The following is a 16,694-nucleotide window of genomic DNA, read 5'->3' on the forward strand; positions in this document are numbered from 1 at the left end:
TGAATTAAGATGTGCTATTATAACGGACAAAAGGTAACACGCGCGGAATACATACGCCTTAAAAATCTTGAAAAGCTGGTGGCGAACTATGATTTCCTGAACAGGGATTTGGATATTGGTTTTGACTATGGACTGAATGCCGTTTTAAAACCGATTGAAGGCAAGGAAGATTTCGACATCGTTCAAATGGAATGGGGATTTATTCCTCACTATGTTCCTAATAGGGAAGAACTTCTCAAAATGCGCAAAGGTGGCGTTAATCCGAAGACAGGAAAGTTTGACCCGCCCATTCTCACGCTTAATGCGATCGGTGAAGAGATGTTTCAGAAAGTATCTTATAAAAAATCTGCTTACGAACGAAGGTGTCTTGTATTGTCGTCCGGCTTTTACGAATGGCGACATATTTATCCAAAGAATAAACGGACAGGCGCGCCGCTTAAAACGGCTGTAAAATATCCTTATCATATATACTTGCCTGGCAAAGAATATTTTTTCATGGCAGGTATCTGGACGCCTTGGACGGATAAGAATACAGGGGAACATGTAGAAAGCTTCGCGATCGTGACGACGAAAGCAAACAAACTCATGGAACAAGTCCATAACAGCAAAAAACGGATGCCGACAATATTAAATGAAGACCTTGCTTATGAATGGCTGTTTGGCAAGCTGGATGAAAAAAGAATTTCGGAGATAGCTGCGACACAATATCCATCAGAAGAAATGGCAGCACATCCAATTGCAAAAGATTTTATCACTGCGCTAGAGCCTATGGCACAATGTGAATATGAAGACTTGCCTCCAATTGAAGGCTTTTAATTGAGAGGAGATTTTTAGTCGTAAGGAACATAAATGATCTTGCCTTTTTTCTTAGCTTCCTCAACTTCTTTAACTAGTTTTTTTTCACTTTCAGTTTTTGGAGCTTTTTTACCGTTAGCAAGTTCTAAGTAAGATTTTTCCTTGTCTGACATTGCGTTTTGATTAAAATCCGGGCTCATTTGTTCCTCCTCGGTATTGGTTGGTCTATGGCCTCTACGGTATTTATGATTCATAACCGTTTGTTTTTAAAATTTTCGTATAAATTTGGCTCATGTATCTGTAAGTTACGACCTTTTTGCTCAAGAATCAAGCGTGGATTATCTTTAATGTTTGTATCCCAAAGATAAAATTCATTAAAGAGTTCGTTTTCAATTAGTTGAGGAACTAGAATTGCTATCTCTTTATTCATACTTTTAATGAATTCAGGAGCCACGAACCTTCCCGTTTCTTCTCCTCTAATTACCGCAATTTCGAGACTTTTTTCAGTTTCTAGCGTCACATAATCCATTCTTATATAATAGCCGTTGTCATCAAATTCTTTCCAAACATCTCTTCTCAATTCAAGACTTCCGTCTGCAACGCCATCAAGGAGAATATCTATTTCATTTTTAATAGCTTCTCTTCTAATTCTTTTTGCAAGGTCTGAGCTTTCTTCGTGTACTATCATTGCTGCTTCCGGCATATGTTGAGTTATCATTAAATCATATTCTGGCAACTTTGTTTTTATGATATCAGGATCAATTCTTAAGGCCGTTTGTGGATAGTTACAGTATTTGCTTTTTGAGAATGAAGATTTGGCATTTGCAGGTGCACCGCCAAGCATAAATACTTTACGTTCTCTACTAAAGGAACCAGTTAGTTGTGAACGAACAATTTCATCGTGCAGTTCTTCTCTCCATTCTCTATAAAGAAGATTACGTTGAAAGTAGAAGTGTTTGGTATCATCTCCTGACTCAAGAATGCTTTTGAGGAGATAGTTTAAATCTGGGCCAGCCATATAAATATTTTGAGAAACATAAATATATATATAAATATCAACTTCGCATTAGGGATTGAAGCAAAGTACCGTGTACTGTGGAAAGCCCGGGCCGCAGGCAATGCCCTTAATTTCTTTCCCAAATAACCTTCGCTATTTTTTTAAACTGGCTAACATTTAGTTGTCCTTTTTCATTTCTTGATTTTGAACCTGGTGCTGTTAAAGCTGCTTCTATTTTCTCTCTGCTTGCTTGATATATTTTTACGGGATTATATTCACTATCCAACCAAACAAAGTCTACCAAGTCCCATTCTTTTTTTAAGCTTATCCTTCCAAGTTTTTGACTTCTAGATTTTTCATTTGCGCTACGCCCCTTGATCTGTATCTTAAATTCTTTTCCTCCCGTTTTTTTTATTGCATCGTATCCTTCTTGTCTTGCTGGAGCTACTTCATAACCGAGTAATCGGATGGCTTCGTATTCAGCAACTTCGCCAGTGATGCCAATTGGTCTTCCAGTTTTATTATAATATTCCACCGCTAATGGTCTAACTTCGGCTAAGATTTTTTTAGCAGTCGTTATATATTCTTTTGTTGATATCATTTATAATCTTTCAAATTTTTCAATCCAAACATTTATGTCTTTTTTGTGCTTTTGATTTGTTGCAAGGGATTCTGTAAGCTTCATACATTCCAAAAAATAATCTCTTAACCAAATGTATTTTTGAAATAAACCTTGATGAGTGTACAAGTTATTTTTAATTACTTCATAGACGCTTTTAATGTTATTATTTATATCGTTATTTCTGATTGTTTTATTTGAATAATCAACAAATATTCCATCTTCTTGAATTTTGCTGAATTCACTAGGAACGTAGACCTTTCTTTTGTCATTATATTCTAGTGTTCCATTTACTGCTTTTAAAAATGCAACTTTGTCCTCTGCAACTAGTTTTATTATTGCGGGATCAATAATAACTCTTGGATATGTTGCGAGAGTTTCTAATTTATATGCCTTAATATATCCTTTCCCAACTATTATATTGTGTGTTTCATCGTAGAATACTTCTCCAAATGAAATTCCTCCTCTTAATATAATTTTTCTCCATACTAATGCACTTTGAATTCTTCTAACAGTATTTATTAAAAGTTTCAGTCCATCTAATCCTTTAGGAGCTATCAGTATTATTGAATCACTTATCAGCAATGATTGAATTTTGTTACTTGGATCGGTTTGCCGAATATCTTCTAATTCATCAGTTATTTTAGAAAAATAAGAATCCAAATCTGCAGCACTATTTTTCGAATTGACTAACTCGCTAAATCCCAACACATCTAAATACGCTACAAAATTTTCTTTAAGATTTTCCTTTAATTTAAATCTGTCTAAGACAATTGGTTTTGAATTTTCAGTAGTCATACAGTTTATATTTTTTGAAAGGTAAAAATCTATTTAGAATTTACAAATTACTTTGTTCAGATACCCACCGCACGCATCAGAAATTTTTCTCCATACTGCTTTTTAATACTATCGATGGCCTGATAAAGTTTTACGGCTTCCTGCGTATCATCGAACAAATTAATCTGATAGTTCCCTGGTATTAAATTCGTAAAGCGAATGCCTATCAACCGGATCAACATTCTGCGCTCGTAGAGTTTCGCAAACAATTCCTTCGCGGTCTTTAAAAGAACATGATCGGAATTCGTATAAGGTATAGTGAGTTGCTTTGTAAAAGTTTCAAAATTGGAATACCTGAGCTTAACCGTTATACAACCAGTCAAGCGATTTTGAGAGCGAAGCTCAAAGCCTACTTTCTCTGTCATGCGTACAAGCTCACTGTTTAAAAAATTGATGTCGATGGTATCCTGCTGAAAAGTATTCTCGGTAGAAATAGATTTTTGTTCGTGATAAGGAATAACGGGCGTTTCATCAATGCCGTTCGCTTTTCGCCAAAGATCTGTGCCGTTTTTACCAAGCAAATTCTGCATCATTTCGATGGGAATTTCGCTCAAGATTTTAACGGTTTCAACGCCCATTTTTAAAAGCAGAAAAGCCGTTTGTTTTCCGACACCGGGAATCTTCGCGACGCTTAAAGGCGCAAGAAAAGACTTCTCATTACCGTAAGGAATTTCGATTTGTCCGTTCGGCTTTACTTCATTGGTGGCGACTTTGCTTATAAGTTTATTGCTGGCAAGGGCATAGGAAGTTGGCAACCCACTTTCTTTTTTTATCTTCTTTTTAAGATCATCGCTAAAGATTTTACAGCCAAAAAACTTATCCATCCCTGTGAGGTCGATATAGAATTCATCAATTGATGATTTCTCAAAGAGAGGAACGGTATCGCTGACAATATCCGTCACAAGATGTGAGTACTTGCTATAAGATTCCATGTCACCCCGTACAATAATTGCATGCGGACAAAGGCGCCGTGCAATCTTCATTGGCATGGCGCTATGAATGCCGAATTTTCGGGCTTCATAGCTGCATGATGCGACAACACCTCTGTCACCGCTGCCGCCTATGAGAACAGGCTTACCAATAAGTTTGGGATTTCGCAAACATTCCACCGATACAAAAAATGTATCAAGATCGATATGTGTAATATGCCTGTCTGCTGCAAGAAGCATAAATTATAGATTTGCGTATTTGCGTTTCTTATATCCGAGTTTGTAAAGTTTGTGTACTTCGATGGCAAAGACGCCAAAGTCTTCGACAACCTTGCCCGTTATTTTATAAAAACCTCTTCCTTTAACAGGATGATTTCTAAATGCTTCGGGGAAATGCACCGTATCAATCCAGTCAAGATCAACATCCAGAAAACTTGTGAAACTCATTGTTTGTCTGTTCACTGTCGGCACGACTTTTTGTTCAATAAAATATCCAATCGTCGTTACAGTTTTACCAAGGTTTGCAGCCAGGTCTTTTGATTTCGTGTAATCGTTCGGGTTATCATCGATGAGTTGAAAAGGATTGCTTAACGTAAATTCAAGTATTTCAAGTTCATCAAACAGATCATCGAGCGGATCGTCGGAAAGTTCGGGTAACTCAAAAGAAAATGGTTGTTCCTGAAACATTGAAGGCGTTGCAGAAACATGCGTTACATTTTTCTTTTGTAGAAAATTGGCTTCCCAAAGAAGTTGTTTTTTCTTCTTCCCTGAAAAATGAAAAGCGCCGACGCTGACAAGAATATTCAATTGCTCTTTAGTAATGTTGGTGCGTTCTATAAAATCTTGTAAGTGCAAATAATCACCATTACGATTTCTTTCTTCAAGAAATTTTTCAACGACCTCCTGCTGCAATGATTTTACATGCACAAATCCGGTATAAACATCATTGCCATGAATATTGGTATAGTAATCACTATTATTCACACAAGGGGGATGCAGGTTTGCACCTGTCTTGCTCAGTTCCAGAAAATAAAGTTCACGGCTATAGAAGCCGCCGAAGTTATTAATCACGGCGACCATGAATTCTTTTGGATAATATGTCTTTAAATAAAGACTTTGATAACTCTCTACGGCAAAGGAAGCTGAATGCGCCTTTGAAAAACTATAGCCGCCAAAGCTTTCTATCTGCCGCCAGATTTCAGCGGTGACTTCATCGGGATATTGACGTTCTTTGCAGTTCGCAAAAAATCTTTGCTTGATCCGCATCATTTCTTCATTGCCACGGTACTTGCCACTCATGGCACGTCGAAGAATATCCGCTTCGCCCATATCAAGCCCTGCGAAATGATGCGCTACTTTTATTACATCTTCCTGAAACACCATCACGCCAAAAGTTTCTTGCAGTAGCTCCTTCATGACCGGATGGATATAGTCGATGTTTTCAGGGTTATGATAGCGTTCGATATAAGCACGCATCATGCCGCTGCTGGCAACGCCTGGGCGAATGATGGAACTGGCGGCGACAAGGGTAATGTAGTCATCACACTTCAGCTTTTTTAGAAGCTGCCGCATTGCGGGTGATTCTATGTAAAAGCAACCAATGGTATTAACGTTCTTAATCTGTTCATTAATCAGCCTGTCCTTTTTAAAGCTGTGGAAGGCATGGATATCGATATCAATGCCTTTATTGGCCTTGATAAGCCCTAAGGCCTCTTTGATGTGTCCCAGGCCTCTCTGGCTCAATATATCGAGCTTATATAGGCCGATGTCCTCAGCCGCGAACATATCAAGCTGAACCGTCGGGAAGCCTTTGGGGGGCATAAAGACGGTTGCATACCGATGTATGCTTTCCTCTGAAATCAGCATGCCGCCGGGATGGATAGAAAGATGGTTGGGGAACTTCTCAATCAGCTTGCCGTAGCGAAAAATCTGCTGATGGATTTTATCTTCGGCTTTCCCTTCATCGACAAGCTGGTCGATTTCTTCTTTTGGTAAACCGAAGACTTTCCCAAGGTCACGCACAATTGCGCGGTATTTGAATGTTGAATACATGCCAAGCAAGGCAACGTGTTCCTTGCCGTATCTTTTAAAAACATAGTCGATGACTTCATCCCGATCGAGCCAGGAGAAATCTATATCAAAGTCGGGTGGGGATGTTCGGTAGGGATTGAGAAAACGTTCAAAGTATAAATCAAGTTCAATTGGATCAACGTCGGTTATTTGCAGGCAATAGGCAATGATAGAGTTTGCACCACTGCCGCGTCCGACATGATAGAAGCCTCGGGATTGTGCATAGCGTATGATATCCCATGCAATCAGAAAATATGCATTGAACCCAAGTTCATTGATAATTTTCAGTTCTTTCTTGACACGTTCAAGCGCAACTTTGCTTTTCCCGTATCTGTACTGAAAGCCATCAAGGGCAAGCTTCTCAAGCAATACGCGGTCATCTTCTTTAGTAGCGCTGAAACTTTCCTTGTTCTTGTCCGTGTGAAACTTTATATCGATGTTGCAGGCATCAATCAGCTTATAAGTATTTGTAACAATAAAGGGGTATTGCCGAAAGGCATCCAGCAATTTGTCCTGCGGCATGAAATATTCGTCCTCGCTGCATTGTGCTTCTTTCGGAAGCTTGGACAGCAGAACGTTTTTATCAATCGCTCTTAAAAGCCGATGTGCATTGAAATGTCTTTTATCCTGAAAGGTAACGGGCTGGCGTATCACAAGTTTGCTGTTCGGATAGCGCAATTGAGAGTTAAAGAGTTTATTCAATTCCGAAGGCAGGATGCCGATATACTCATTTGGCAGCAAGCTTTCAGCTTCCTTTACGCCAAACGGATAAATGACAAAACCATCCCATGCATCATTGAAAAAGGGAAGTTCAAGCGTCTTTTCAGGGAAGGGCTTTTTTTGAATAAGATGTTCGGACAAAAAGCGATTGACCCACTGAACGCCGTTGTTATTCGTTGCAAGCAAAATATATAAAGGATCGTCTTCGTTTCTGATTTCAGCGCCGATAATCGGCTTTATCCGCGCCTCCTGACAGTGCCCCACAAAATCCCAGGCGTCACAGGTGCAATTGATATTCGTAAGAGCCAGCGCCGTAACGCCCGTATCTACAGCGGCTTTGACAAGTTCCTTGGTTGAAAAAGTGCCGTATCGCAAACTAAAATATGTCTTGCAGTTCAAATACATTCATAACCCTTTAGGGTACGAAAGTAGGACTTGCTAAATTGTTTAGCAAAACAAATTCAAAATTATTTTCTTTTGCCGAAGATTTATAAATAAAAAAACCTCACTACAAAATGAGGCTACATGCAAATGAGGGATTTTCGAAGCTAGGCACAAACCCAGTCTCTACGTTTTTTTAAGTTTTATTTTTACCCCTTCATAAAACTGGCCATGAGCGGGTTGGCGAGACCTTTTTATCTATACGGTTGGCTTAGTTACAGCTTTGTAAACTAAGATAATACCAATAATGACTGCTTTTGCTATAAGCAAGTCCCGTATTATTTTATTATTTCTTGTCATGATTTTAAAATTATGAAAGTTTATTTATCGAATACGATTGAATTATCCACATCTTGGAAGCTTCCCTATAGACTTTCATTTACTAACATATTTAGTAATTCCAAAAATATCATTTAACTTGCTCGCTTAATTTTTTATGTTGACACTTTTTGATGATTTTCAGGTATTTGATGATGGCAAAAAAAGGAATGTACATTTTGACATTCCTGATGCCGAACTCACATTGCGCCAGCAATTTTTTAATAAAGCTGAATCGGATAATTACTATGATGTTCTGTTGAACAATACAAAATGGTCACAGAATAAGCGTGTGATGTATGATAAAATCGTTAATGATCCGCGATTAACAGCATGGTTTGGAAAGAAGGGTTTTGGTTGGACAGTTGAGTTATTGGCGATAAAAGATAAAGTTGAAGTAGCCTGCGGTTTCAGGTTTGATAGTGTTCTTCTTAATTATTACAGGGACGGAAATGATTCAGTGAGTTGGCATAGTGATAAAAAGTCAAAGTCTGGAGTAAATCATCCAATCGCATCTGTCAGTTTTGGTGAAACCCGCCCGTTTTGGATAAGGCATAAATATAAAAAGGACTTAAAACCAATGTCTATTCCGCTGACACATGGTTCATTTTTATTGATGGCGGGTGAGATGCAGGATTTTTGGGAACACCATATTCCAAAGACCAGTAAAATTATTGCACCCCGGCTTAATTTAACGTTTAGAACAACTGAATAAAATCCCTATTTATTGCGCCTTAATATAACAGGAAATATTTTCAGTCTTATTTTTCCCAAGTAATATTTCCAATTCCTATCCTCGATATAATTGGATGGAAATTTGATCTTCTAAAAAATTTTATATGGGCTATTCCTAAATTTCCTTTTTGAATTTTTCTATGCAGCTTTCCCATTGAATGGAAATCAGGAGTTTTAATTTCGCATATGCCTTCTTCATTCTGTTCGAAACGATACAAACCAGCAGTAACATTAGGGAATGATTGGCTCTTAAGGGTATAATCATTCTTTATTAGTTTTCCTTGTTCTTTTCTTAAAAAATCTTCTCTGAATTTTTTCCAAATATCAGAAGTTTCTTGAGTAGGCCATAGATCTGTATCAGTAAGCATTTCAACATAATCCGATTTTAGCCATTCTCGTAATTCTTTATTGTCTGAAAAAGTTGAATCGTGCCCTTGTACTGCTGCCATTGCGCAAATGCGAGATGGAAGTCCCGATCTTATAAGAAGAGCGACTTGATATCGGAAAGTTCCTGTTTCAACACAAGAAGCAGCCATGCCTGAATAATATTCTGGTTCCCATCCAATAGAAATTCTTCTGACCCGTAATGATTCAATTGCCCAAACGAGCTTGTATACAAAAACGTCTTCGATGAATTTCATGTTATCGGGACCAATATCTTCAATCGAAGCACCAGAAAGCCATGAGCGAAGCAGCTTTTCCCAACCAATTACCAATCCTTCATCGGATTTAAATGGAGCAATATTTAAAATTAATTGAGCGATATTTATAATGCTTTGAACAAGTCTCTCCAAATCACCATTGAAAGCGGCTTCGTCTGCTTCATCTAGATTTCCAACTAGTTCTTCAGCCAGGCCATCTATTTTTAATCCAGCTTCAAGACCTACGCCCATTGCGAAATGCCCCTTGCGACTTGAAGGGGTAGTGTTCCTCCAAATAAGGTTGGCGCGCGCCTTAAGAATATTGCGATGAAGTTCAATAATTTTAGAGTTCTTATTTGCAATCTGGCGCTCCCACAAGGAACTTGTCAATGCAGTGTTTAAAAGAGTAGGAAGATCAGATGAATCTGCGTCTAAAGATTCTATTAAACCAAATACCATTGCATCAAGCATTTCAAGATCATGTTCAATTGTTGGGGATAGCTCAGAGACTTCTGTTTGTTCAGGCAATTGTCCTTTCCAGGCATCAATATTATTTGCGAGGTATTCGAATGCATCATCTTGCTTTAAAATACCTTTTTTACTCAATTCTATAAGTATATTATGCACTACTTGAAGAATACCACTTTGCAGGTTTCTATGCCGAGCGGCACTTACAAGTTTAAACCATTGATTCTTTCTAGTTTGTAGCTGATCTTTCATAACGTGTAAAACAAGACCTTCTACATCTACGAACGCTCTTCCTGCACGCCCTGCGACGTTTGCAAACTCTTCTCCTGATATTATTTCACCTGCTCTTGTAAGATATGGCACGAGTAGAATAGCTGCGTTAATATTTAATCCTTGAGATAAAGTTGGAGACGCAACGGTTACAAGTATTTTTCCTTTCGCTAAAAGAATTTCAAGTTCTCTTAAAAATGGGCTGGGCAATTTTCCATGATGAATACCTACACCAATTTTTAAAGCGAGCACCGCAGGATGATTTGCTCCAAGCCATTCTTCTCCGATTTGTAAAGCACGTTTGATATCCGCAAGGTTTGGAACAAGTGAAGGCAGAAATCCCTTTTCTACTAGCTCCAGGGATGCTTGCCCAAATGGCTCAACCCAATTCGCTTGCGTTACAAAAACGAGAACTCGTTTTCCTTCCTGAGCAAATTTCCATGCGCTTGCCAATGTTATATCTTTGATGTTACCAGATCGAAGTTTTATATTTCCTTCTTTTGGCACTTTCTCAATAAAGCGACTTACAAAACCTTCACTATCGTCCTTACTAAAATTCAATTTTGCATGAGTACTTAGAAAGGAGATTGTACCAAATCTTTGCCTGGTTGGTCTCCATTTAAAAAATATAGGTGTTCCCGCTTTGTCTTTACGAATCCATGATGTTAAGTCTTCTAATGGTTTTCCGGGTGGAAGAATTGCTGACAAGCAAACAATTCGACGATCTTTAGAATCTGCCCTTTTGAGTAATTTTTGTACCAAAATTTCAAATCGTATTTCTCTCTCTTGTGGTCCTATTAAATGACCTTCATCTAAAACAACCAAGCCCACGTCATCAATAATTGTAGGATCACTTCTTAAAGCGAAATCTAGTTTTTCTGGTGTAGATATAATGATATCGTTTGTGCGAAGAGCATCTTCGTCACCACCTGATCCGCTTGGTCCATACAAAGATGAGACTCTGAATCCCAATGGTCCAAATGTTGCTCTAAATGATCTTTCAGTTTGCGCGGATAATGCTCTTAGTGGTGTTACAATCAAAATGCGCCTACCGACAGATAAAGTCATAAGACTTGTGATTTCGGCAATTCGTGTCTTCCCAGCACTTGTCGGAAGTGCAACGACGAGATCATCAGTTAAATCCTGTGCTCTCTTTGCAGATTCTAGTTGAGAAGGCCAGAGTTCAACTTCTGCATTATTTCTATTATATAATGTAGCTAGGAAAAGTTCCCGAAGTTCCTCATATTTGTTTTCTTCCGCGATTGGAAAATTTACTGGTAAATTTTTATGCAATGAGGAAAGCCAAAGATCATCTATGAGGTTTGAAATCAACCTTAATACCCAATAATGCGAAATATTGTTAGAGCTGGTTGCTAGTTTTATCGCGCCAGCTAAAATTTCCTTCGCACGTTCAAATAAATTATTATTGCCAGTTTGAAGTGCAAATTCAAAATATGCTAGGGCTCTACAACCTGAGTCGTTTATTACTAAACTAATTAAAACGTCTTGTTCAGTTTCCTCGCTTTGAAAAGCTTCTGCTAACCTTTCGTCATTTACGCCACTTTCGCTAAGATAAGTTTCTAGAAACAACTTAAGGTTTTTAATGTCTCTCAAAATTAGTAATCTGAGAGCTTTTTCGATGGCCGTTAAATTATTGATGTCGGGATGGTTTAAAATCGAGTATGCTATCGCAGAGTAACTTGCAATGTGGTAACAACAGGCGGCGATAATTCTATAAAAATCCCCTTCTATAAATTCATTACCAGAATTTGATGTTAAGGCTTCAAAGCAATTTCCAGCTCTTTCAAATCCAATTCTAAATATTTCAGAATTGCCACCTAATTCTTTACAAGCCAATGATGCTCGTAAAAGAGAAAATCCGTGCTCAGCTAAATCTGTTTCAATTTCATGAATAAGTGCAGCAGGAGCGTCGTCATTTAATTTGCCATTATTTCGCATACTACTCCATGCTACTGCTCGGCTTTGCAAGTTGGCACGTTTAGGGTCATCTAAGACCTTATTCAAGAAAGCTTCTATATCATTAAGGGTTTCCAAGTTTTTGTGCTTTTTCAAAAGTTAATTTAATAAAATTGACATGGTCTGGAATATAGATATTGACCACATTTTGCGATCGTTTGGCATCAGCAGCTTTCAAATCGCTTCTCAGCAACTCAATGGGAGAGTTACCAGAAAATGTAATTAATGCATGTGTAATTTTGGACGGAGGTAAGGCATCATTGGCAACTTCGTTACGAAGAATTTTTCCCAGCTTTTTATCATCGTCATCTGTACTATCCAAAAGCCTGTCGTACACAAAACTTAGAGATATTGGAGTGCAACGACCATTGTCTTTATTTAAAACTGTTCGGGCTTCAGTGATAACTGTCTTTGTAAGTTTCAGACGACTTTTTGATTCTCCTTTTAAAAGGAATAAGCCTTCTTTTTCATTGTATCTTATTCCAATAAAATCATCTCCACGCAGGGGCATATCTCTTCCATCTTTATATCTAAGGCGCTTAATTGGAATGGTAAAATCAAATGCTTCCTCTGCAAATTCAGTTGCTAATATTTCTCCCAAATCGCCAGATCGGGCTGTTGCAGTTTGGGGCATTCGCCCTTTTAAAATCTTTTCTGCTTTTTTGTATCCCAATTCTGAAAGGGCATCGGCTATACGAGTCAAATCTTCATAATGTGATCGAACGATGGGTAATAACTTTGGAAATATTTTATCTCTAATATTGGCTTTTTCCGATACAGTCCAGAGAGATGTTTTTTTATCATCCTCTCTTTTCTGGTCGCACCATTCATTAAAAATTGGCATTTTAAAATCTCTTAAGTACGTGAATAGTTTTTTATAAGTACAATTTTCTTATAATATTACAAGGTATATTCTAAAGCACAATTTTGCAAATTTTTAATCGGCATCTATCCAATCAATGGCAGTACCGTCGCATTCAGGCGCATCGGGACAATAGATAAGTTCTCCATTTATAATATCCTTGAATACTTTATAATCTGATATTGTGAAAACAATACCGCAATGAAGACAGCGGCGTTTTTCTGATATATTAGGAACGGGCTCGAACGGATAATTGTCCTTTAAATACTTTTGTTTATCAGCGATATTTACTTCTTTCATAGCAGAGTGGTTTGGTCTAAATAGTACAGCCTTTAAGGTACTATTATTTTTTCGGTTTCTTCTTCCCCAATATTTTGGCGTTATAATCATCCAAAATATTATTGGGTAAACTTTTAAGATAAATTTCAGTTGTTTTAAGGCTTGAGTGTCCTAGCATAGTGCTAACGGCTATTAAGGGTACTTCTAAAAGCATGGCCTGGGTTGCAAAAGAATGTCGGCTTACATAGCTTGTCAGGTTCTGTTCAATCTTGCAAAGCTTGGCGACTTCCTTTAATTGTATGTTATATCGCTTTCTAGCCCATTCCACGTCTTTATCCTGTAATAGTGCTGTATCACGCTTGATGATTGGAAAGACATAAGGCCGATCTCCGCTTTGTGAAATGTAGTACTGTAAAATTTTATCAAGACTTGGAGTGATCTTGATATCGTATAGCTTGCTTGTTTTCTTTCTTCTGTATTGAATACGGCCGTTGATAATATCCGACTTTTTGAGATGCGCCATATCCGAGAAGTTCATTCCATACATCATGTAACTCGCTACAAAATAATTTCGTGCATGAAAGCATGACACTGTTTTTGGAATACGCTTGGTAATAATTGTTTGTAGCAAATCGACATCGAGAGCTCTTTTTTGCGTTGGTACTGTTTTGATTTTATAATTCTGAAAAGGATAGGGGTCTTTATCTATGACGCCTGCATTTACAGCCTTATTAAAAATTGATCTGATCGACCGCATATAAACTGCAAGGCCATTATATGAATGCCCTTTTGCAAGATGCTTGTTTTCTAAGCGCGTTAAAAAATTATGCGTGATATCTTTAAAAGCCAGGTCTTTTTCGTTGTTGAAAGTTTTGAGAATAGCAACAACGCCCTTAAAGCTTCGGGCTGTACCAAGTCGTCCGGCGCCAATCAAATCTTTTATAACTTGTTTGGCGAAGTCGAAAAAAGAACCGGAGGAGTTTTCTTTCTCGATGCGGTTGCGGATTTCAACTTTAGAAAGATTTTGAAGAATACCTGCTTCGGTCAACTTAAAAATAATATCCATCGCATCCGATCTTTTCTTTTGAAGCATGTTGTTCAAACGGTCGACTGAATCGGTGCCTTTGTAGGATTTTTTTATAACCTTATTATCATCATCCCAATCCGTTTCTTTTATTGAGATATTTAGAGGAATAGTTGTTGAACTTCTATTATGTCCTAGATGCAAAACGAGTGGATAAGTTCCGTCCTTTTTCTTACGGCGAAAGTCCATTGCAATTGTGATGTTTGTTTTCATACGTTCCCTAAGATAAAAAATTTGCGCACCATTTGCGCACCGAACTTGGTTTATTTTAAGGGAAGTTGAATTTAACTATTTATAAATTAATGAAAATCAACGTTTGTCAAATCAAATGAATACAAATGAAATCAAAATCAAGGGACTACGGATCAGAAGGTTTTAGGTTTGAATCCTAACGCGGTCACTAATTATCTTTCACTCGAAAACAAACTCCTGTAAACTCAATATTTACAGGAGTTTATTGTTTCAGAACTCCTCATATTATTTCATTTTTCGTCGGTTTTGGGTTCACTATTGTTTCACCGAACAGCGTAAGTTGTTTCACCTAAAATGAAGTAAGATGAAATTATCTATTTTATTCTTTCCGAATATTGGAAAAAGGCACAAAAAAACAGGCAAAATCCCAATGTACATGCGTATTACACTTAACAGGCAGAAAGCTGAAATGAGGTTGAATATTGAACTGCAACCAAGCGATTTGATTAAATGGGATGAAAAAACAATGCGGTTTAATGATAGAGATATGTCTGCTAATGCATTACTGAATACATTGGACAAGAATTTTGAAGATTTTAGGCATCATAGATCCACTTCTCTTTCTGAATATAATGCTAAATCGATAAGAAATCTGATTATGGGATTAGATGTACATCCCAATCCTCTAATTTTAAATTATGTAGATAAATATTATAATGCTGCAATAGCACCTAACACAGAAATGGCAGAAGGGACAAAAAGGAATTATAGAAAAGCATTAAAACATTTGAAAGATTTTTTAATATTCCGGAAAACGAAAGAGGCGACCTTAAAAGATATTAATATGCAATTTGCTTTTCAATTTAAGGATTATTTGTTAGGGATAAGTTCTAACGAAAGAACTGGTATGAAAGAATCATCAGCTCTTGACAATATTAAAAGGCTAAGAACAATTTTTGATCGTGCAGTTGACGAAAAATTATTGACATTAAATTACTTCAAGAAGATAAAGCTTAAATGTAAGTCAGTAAAGAGAGCAAGACTTGATATTAATCAAGTTAAACGTATATGCGATTTGGATCTTAGCCAACTTCCAACTCAACGAATATATAGAGACATGTTTCTATTTTCGGTTTTTACAGGGTTAGCTTATACTGATGCTTATTCTTTAAAAGAATCAGACTTAAATGTTATGAAAGATGGAAATATAAAACTGTATTTAAAAAGAGCTAAAACAAATATTGAGACTGAAATGATCTTACCTAAAAAAGCCATTGTTATCATTGACAAATACAAGTATAGTGAAGAAAGAGAAATTACAAAAGCTCTTCTTCCAAGGCGTTCAAATAAAGAAGTAAATGTTCAATTGAAAATTTTGGCTAACATGGCGCAAGTTCCTATCAAACTATCTACCCATATTGCTCGACATACTTTTAGGCAATTATTAGCAGAGGCTGATATTTATGAAATGGGTGTTATTAAAAGGCTAATGGGACACAGTAATGGTAACGAAATTGATGCAGTATATTATTCTGTAACAGAAACAAGGTTATTGGAAGCAAAAAGGAAATTTGATCTATATTTAGAAAAAGCACTTTTATGAAATTTTCAGTATTAGAAATAGAAACTTTTGATAAAGAATATTCAGAAATAATGGAAATAAAAAATGAAAATGCCAGAATTTCAAGGGAAGCTCTATTATCAGATGTTGTAAAATTCGGCTCATTTCAGCCAAAAGCAGAAATAGCAAAATATTTAAGGCGCTATCACAAGGATCTGATGTTTTTTAAAAGTGATGATATCATAAATAAACTAAAAGAATTCGGTTTGAAGGAGACTGAATTACGCTGGTTTATTTCAATAGATGATATTAATAAAGAATTTGATCTAATTATTGAAAAAGATATATTGATCGATAAACCTAAAGCTTTATTTTATATACAGGAGCATTTGATGATAAAATTTGGAGTACAAATAATACTTTGGGCGGCCAAGCCAATAGTTCGTGATAAGGTTTCTATGAATTTATTAAGTAAGTATATGTTTGATCTACAAAAAAGACGTGAATACGCAAAAGGAGATCCTAAGTCATTTAAGAATGTTTTTGATATTCTAATGAATAGCATACTAAAAGAGATACCTAACAATGAAAGTGCCGAATTTACAATTAAACGATTTTTCGAACTTGCAAAAGGGAAAACTGAAAAAGGCTTATTAAAGAAATTAATTAATGAAAGTTTTGATCATGAAACAAATGGTTTGACCAAAGGCAAATTATTAAGTACAGTTTATGATCTGTTTCAAATTATTCTTCAAGACCGTTTTTTTGAAAATGAAGACGAATTCAAAGAAAAAAAAGATTATTCAATAAACAGCTATAATAAATTTAAAGCACATAAAATGAAGAAAATTTTATCTTTATAAATACCTATATAGTCTTATTTTTATCGGTTTTAGGTT

The 16,694-nt window shown here is 36.7% G+C and carries 14 protein-coding genes; 4 read left to right on the forward strand and 10 right to left on the reverse strand.

Annotated features, from left to right (window positions below; translation table 11 throughout):
- Positions 1-9: 9 nt before the first annotated feature.
- A complete protein-coding gene (locus tag K9M53_RS05850) occupies positions 10-816 on the forward strand; it encodes an SOS response-associated peptidase (RefSeq protein ID WP_224018690.1) in 807 nt (268 codons plus the stop codon).
- A 14-nt stretch (positions 817-830) separates the two neighbouring features.
- On the opposite strand, the gene K9M53_RS05855 is transcribed toward K9M53_RS05850, so the two are convergent.
- The 6 genes from K9M53_RS05855 to K9M53_RS05880 all read right to left on the reverse strand — a co-directional run bounded on the left by K9M53_RS05855 (position 831) and on the right by K9M53_RS05880 (position 7,372).
- A complete protein-coding gene (locus tag K9M53_RS05855) occupies positions 831-1,049 on the reverse strand; it encodes a hypothetical protein (protein WP_224018691.1) in 219 nt (72 codons plus the stop codon).
- Positions 1,046-1,813 carry a zeta toxin family protein gene (locus K9M53_RS05860; protein WP_224018692.1) on the reverse strand — a complete coding sequence of 256 codons (768 nt, stop codon included), beginning with the start codon at positions 1,811-1,813 and terminating at the stop codon, positions 1,046-1,048. Before K9M53_RS05860 ends, K9M53_RS05855 begins: the two co-directional genes overlap by 4 nt.
- A gap of 106 nt (positions 1,814-1,919) precedes the next feature.
- Positions 1,920-2,393 (reverse strand): DUF6998 domain-containing protein, encoded by a 474-nt coding sequence (locus tag K9M53_RS05865; protein ID WP_224018693.1) that lies wholly within the window; start codon positions 2,391-2,393, stop codon positions 1,920-1,922.
- Positions 2,394-3,209, reverse strand: coding sequence for a hypothetical protein (locus K9M53_RS05870; RefSeq protein WP_224018694.1), 816 nt, complete (start codon positions 3,207-3,209; stop codon positions 2,394-2,396). It lies immediately after the preceding gene.
- Positions 3,210-3,265: 56 nt separating this feature from the next.
- Positions 3,266-4,417: a DNA polymerase IV gene (gene dinB / locus K9M53_RS05875; RefSeq protein WP_224018695.1), complete on the reverse strand. Its 1,152-nt coding sequence runs from the start codon at positions 4,415-4,417 to the stop codon at positions 3,266-3,268.
- Positions 4,418-4,420: 3 nt separating this feature from the next.
- Positions 4,421-7,372 carry a DNA polymerase III subunit alpha gene (locus tag K9M53_RS05880; protein WP_224018696.1) on the reverse strand — a complete coding sequence of 984 codons (2,952 nt, stop codon included), beginning with the start codon at positions 7,370-7,372 and terminating at the stop codon, positions 4,421-4,423.
- Between the two features lie 472 nt (positions 7,373-7,844).
- On the opposite strand from K9M53_RS05880, the gene K9M53_RS05885 reads away from it, so the two are divergent.
- Positions 7,845-8,441: an alpha-ketoglutarate-dependent dioxygenase AlkB family protein gene (locus tag K9M53_RS05885; protein WP_224018697.1), complete on the forward strand. Its 597-nt coding sequence runs from the start codon at positions 7,845-7,847 to the stop codon at positions 8,439-8,441.
- Positions 8,442-8,487: 46 nt separating this feature from the next.
- On the opposite strand, the gene K9M53_RS05890 is transcribed toward K9M53_RS05885, so the two are convergent.
- The 4 genes from K9M53_RS05890 to K9M53_RS05905 all read right to left on the reverse strand — a co-directional run bounded on the left by K9M53_RS05890 (position 8,488) and on the right by K9M53_RS05905 (position 14,255).
- Positions 8,488-11,913, reverse strand: a complete 3,426-nt coding sequence (locus K9M53_RS05890) for a DEAD/DEAH box helicase (protein WP_224018698.1) — start codon at positions 11,911-11,913, stop codon at positions 8,488-8,490.
- Positions 11,882-12,661 carry a Hachiman antiphage defense system protein HamA gene (locus K9M53_RS05895; RefSeq protein WP_224018699.1) on the reverse strand — a complete coding sequence of 260 codons (780 nt, stop codon included), beginning with the start codon at positions 12,659-12,661 and terminating at the stop codon, positions 11,882-11,884. Before K9M53_RS05895 ends, K9M53_RS05890 begins: the two co-directional genes overlap by 32 nt.
- A 93-nt stretch (positions 12,662-12,754) precedes the next feature.
- The gene (locus tag K9M53_RS05900) at positions 12,755-12,979 is read right to left on the reverse strand and encodes a hypothetical protein (RefSeq protein ID WP_224018700.1); all 225 of its coding nucleotides are present in this window, start codon (positions 12,977-12,979) and stop codon (positions 12,755-12,757) included.
- A 43-nt stretch (positions 12,980-13,022) separates the two neighbouring features.
- Entirely contained in the window at positions 13,023-14,255 is a 1,233-nt protein-coding gene (locus tag K9M53_RS05905) for a site-specific integrase (RefSeq protein WP_224018701.1), read from the reverse strand.
- Positions 14,256-14,598: 343 nt separating this feature from the next.
- Between K9M53_RS05905 and K9M53_RS05910 the strand changes: the two genes are divergently transcribed.
- Together K9M53_RS05910 and K9M53_RS05915 are read left to right on the forward strand one after the other, a co-directional pair.
- The gene (locus K9M53_RS05910) at positions 14,599-15,837 is read left to right on the forward strand and encodes a tyrosine-type recombinase/integrase (protein WP_224018702.1); all 1,239 of its coding nucleotides are present in this window, start codon (positions 14,599-14,601) and stop codon (positions 15,835-15,837) included.
- Entirely contained in the window at positions 15,834-16,658 is an 825-nt protein-coding gene (locus K9M53_RS05915; RefSeq protein WP_224018703.1) for a hypothetical protein, read from the forward strand. Before K9M53_RS05910 ends, K9M53_RS05915 begins: the two co-directional genes overlap by 4 nt.
- The last annotated feature ends 36 nt before the right edge of the window (positions 16,659-16,694 follow it).

This window comes from Ferruginibacter albus, assembly GCF_020042285.1.
Lineage (GTDB): Bacteria > Bacteroidota > Bacteroidia > Chitinophagales > Chitinophagaceae > Ferruginibacter > Ferruginibacter albus.

Excerpts from the sequence above, each read along its gene's own strand:
- K9M53_RS05850 (WP_224018690.1), top strand. The coding sequence starts at position 10 with ATGTGCTATTATAACGGACAAAAGGTAACACGCGCGGAATACATACGC.
- K9M53_RS05855 (WP_224018691.1), bottom strand. The coding sequence starts at position 1,049 with ATGAATCATAAATACCGTAGAGGCCATAGACCAACCAATACCGAGGAG.
- K9M53_RS05860 (WP_224018692.1), bottom strand. The coding sequence starts at position 1,813 with ATGGCTGGCCCAGATTTAAACTATCTCCTCAAAAGCATTCTTGAGTCA.
- K9M53_RS05865 (WP_224018693.1), bottom strand. The coding sequence starts at position 2,393 with ATGATATCAACAAAAGAATATATAACGACTGCTAAAAAAATCTTAGCC.
- K9M53_RS05870 (WP_224018694.1), bottom strand. The coding sequence starts at position 3,209 with ATGACTACTGAAAATTCAAAACCAATTGTCTTAGACAGATTTAAATTA.
- dinB (WP_224018695.1), bottom strand. The coding sequence starts at position 4,417 with ATGCTTCTTGCAGCAGACAGGCATATTACACATATCGATCTTGATACA.
- K9M53_RS05880 (WP_224018696.1), bottom strand. The coding sequence starts at position 7,372 with ATGTATTTGAACTGCAAGACATATTTTAGTTTGCGATACGGCACTTTT.
- K9M53_RS05885 (WP_224018697.1), top strand. The coding sequence starts at position 7,845 with ATGTTGACACTTTTTGATGATTTTCAGGTATTTGATGATGGCAAAAAA.
- K9M53_RS05895 (WP_224018699.1), bottom strand. The coding sequence starts at position 12,661 with ATGCCAATTTTTAATGAATGGTGCGACCAGAAAAGAGAGGATGATAAA.
- K9M53_RS05900 (WP_224018700.1), bottom strand. The coding sequence starts at position 12,979 with ATGAAAGAAGTAAATATCGCTGATAAACAAAAGTATTTAAAGGACAAT.
- K9M53_RS05905 (WP_224018701.1), bottom strand. The coding sequence starts at position 14,255 with ATGAAAACAAACATCACAATTGCAATGGACTTTCGCCGTAAGAAAAAG.
- K9M53_RS05910 (WP_224018702.1), top strand. The coding sequence starts at position 14,599 with ATGAAATTATCTATTTTATTCTTTCCGAATATTGGAAAAAGGCACAAA.
- K9M53_RS05915 (WP_224018703.1), top strand. The coding sequence starts at position 15,834 with ATGAAATTTTCAGTATTAGAAATAGAAACTTTTGATAAAGAATATTCA.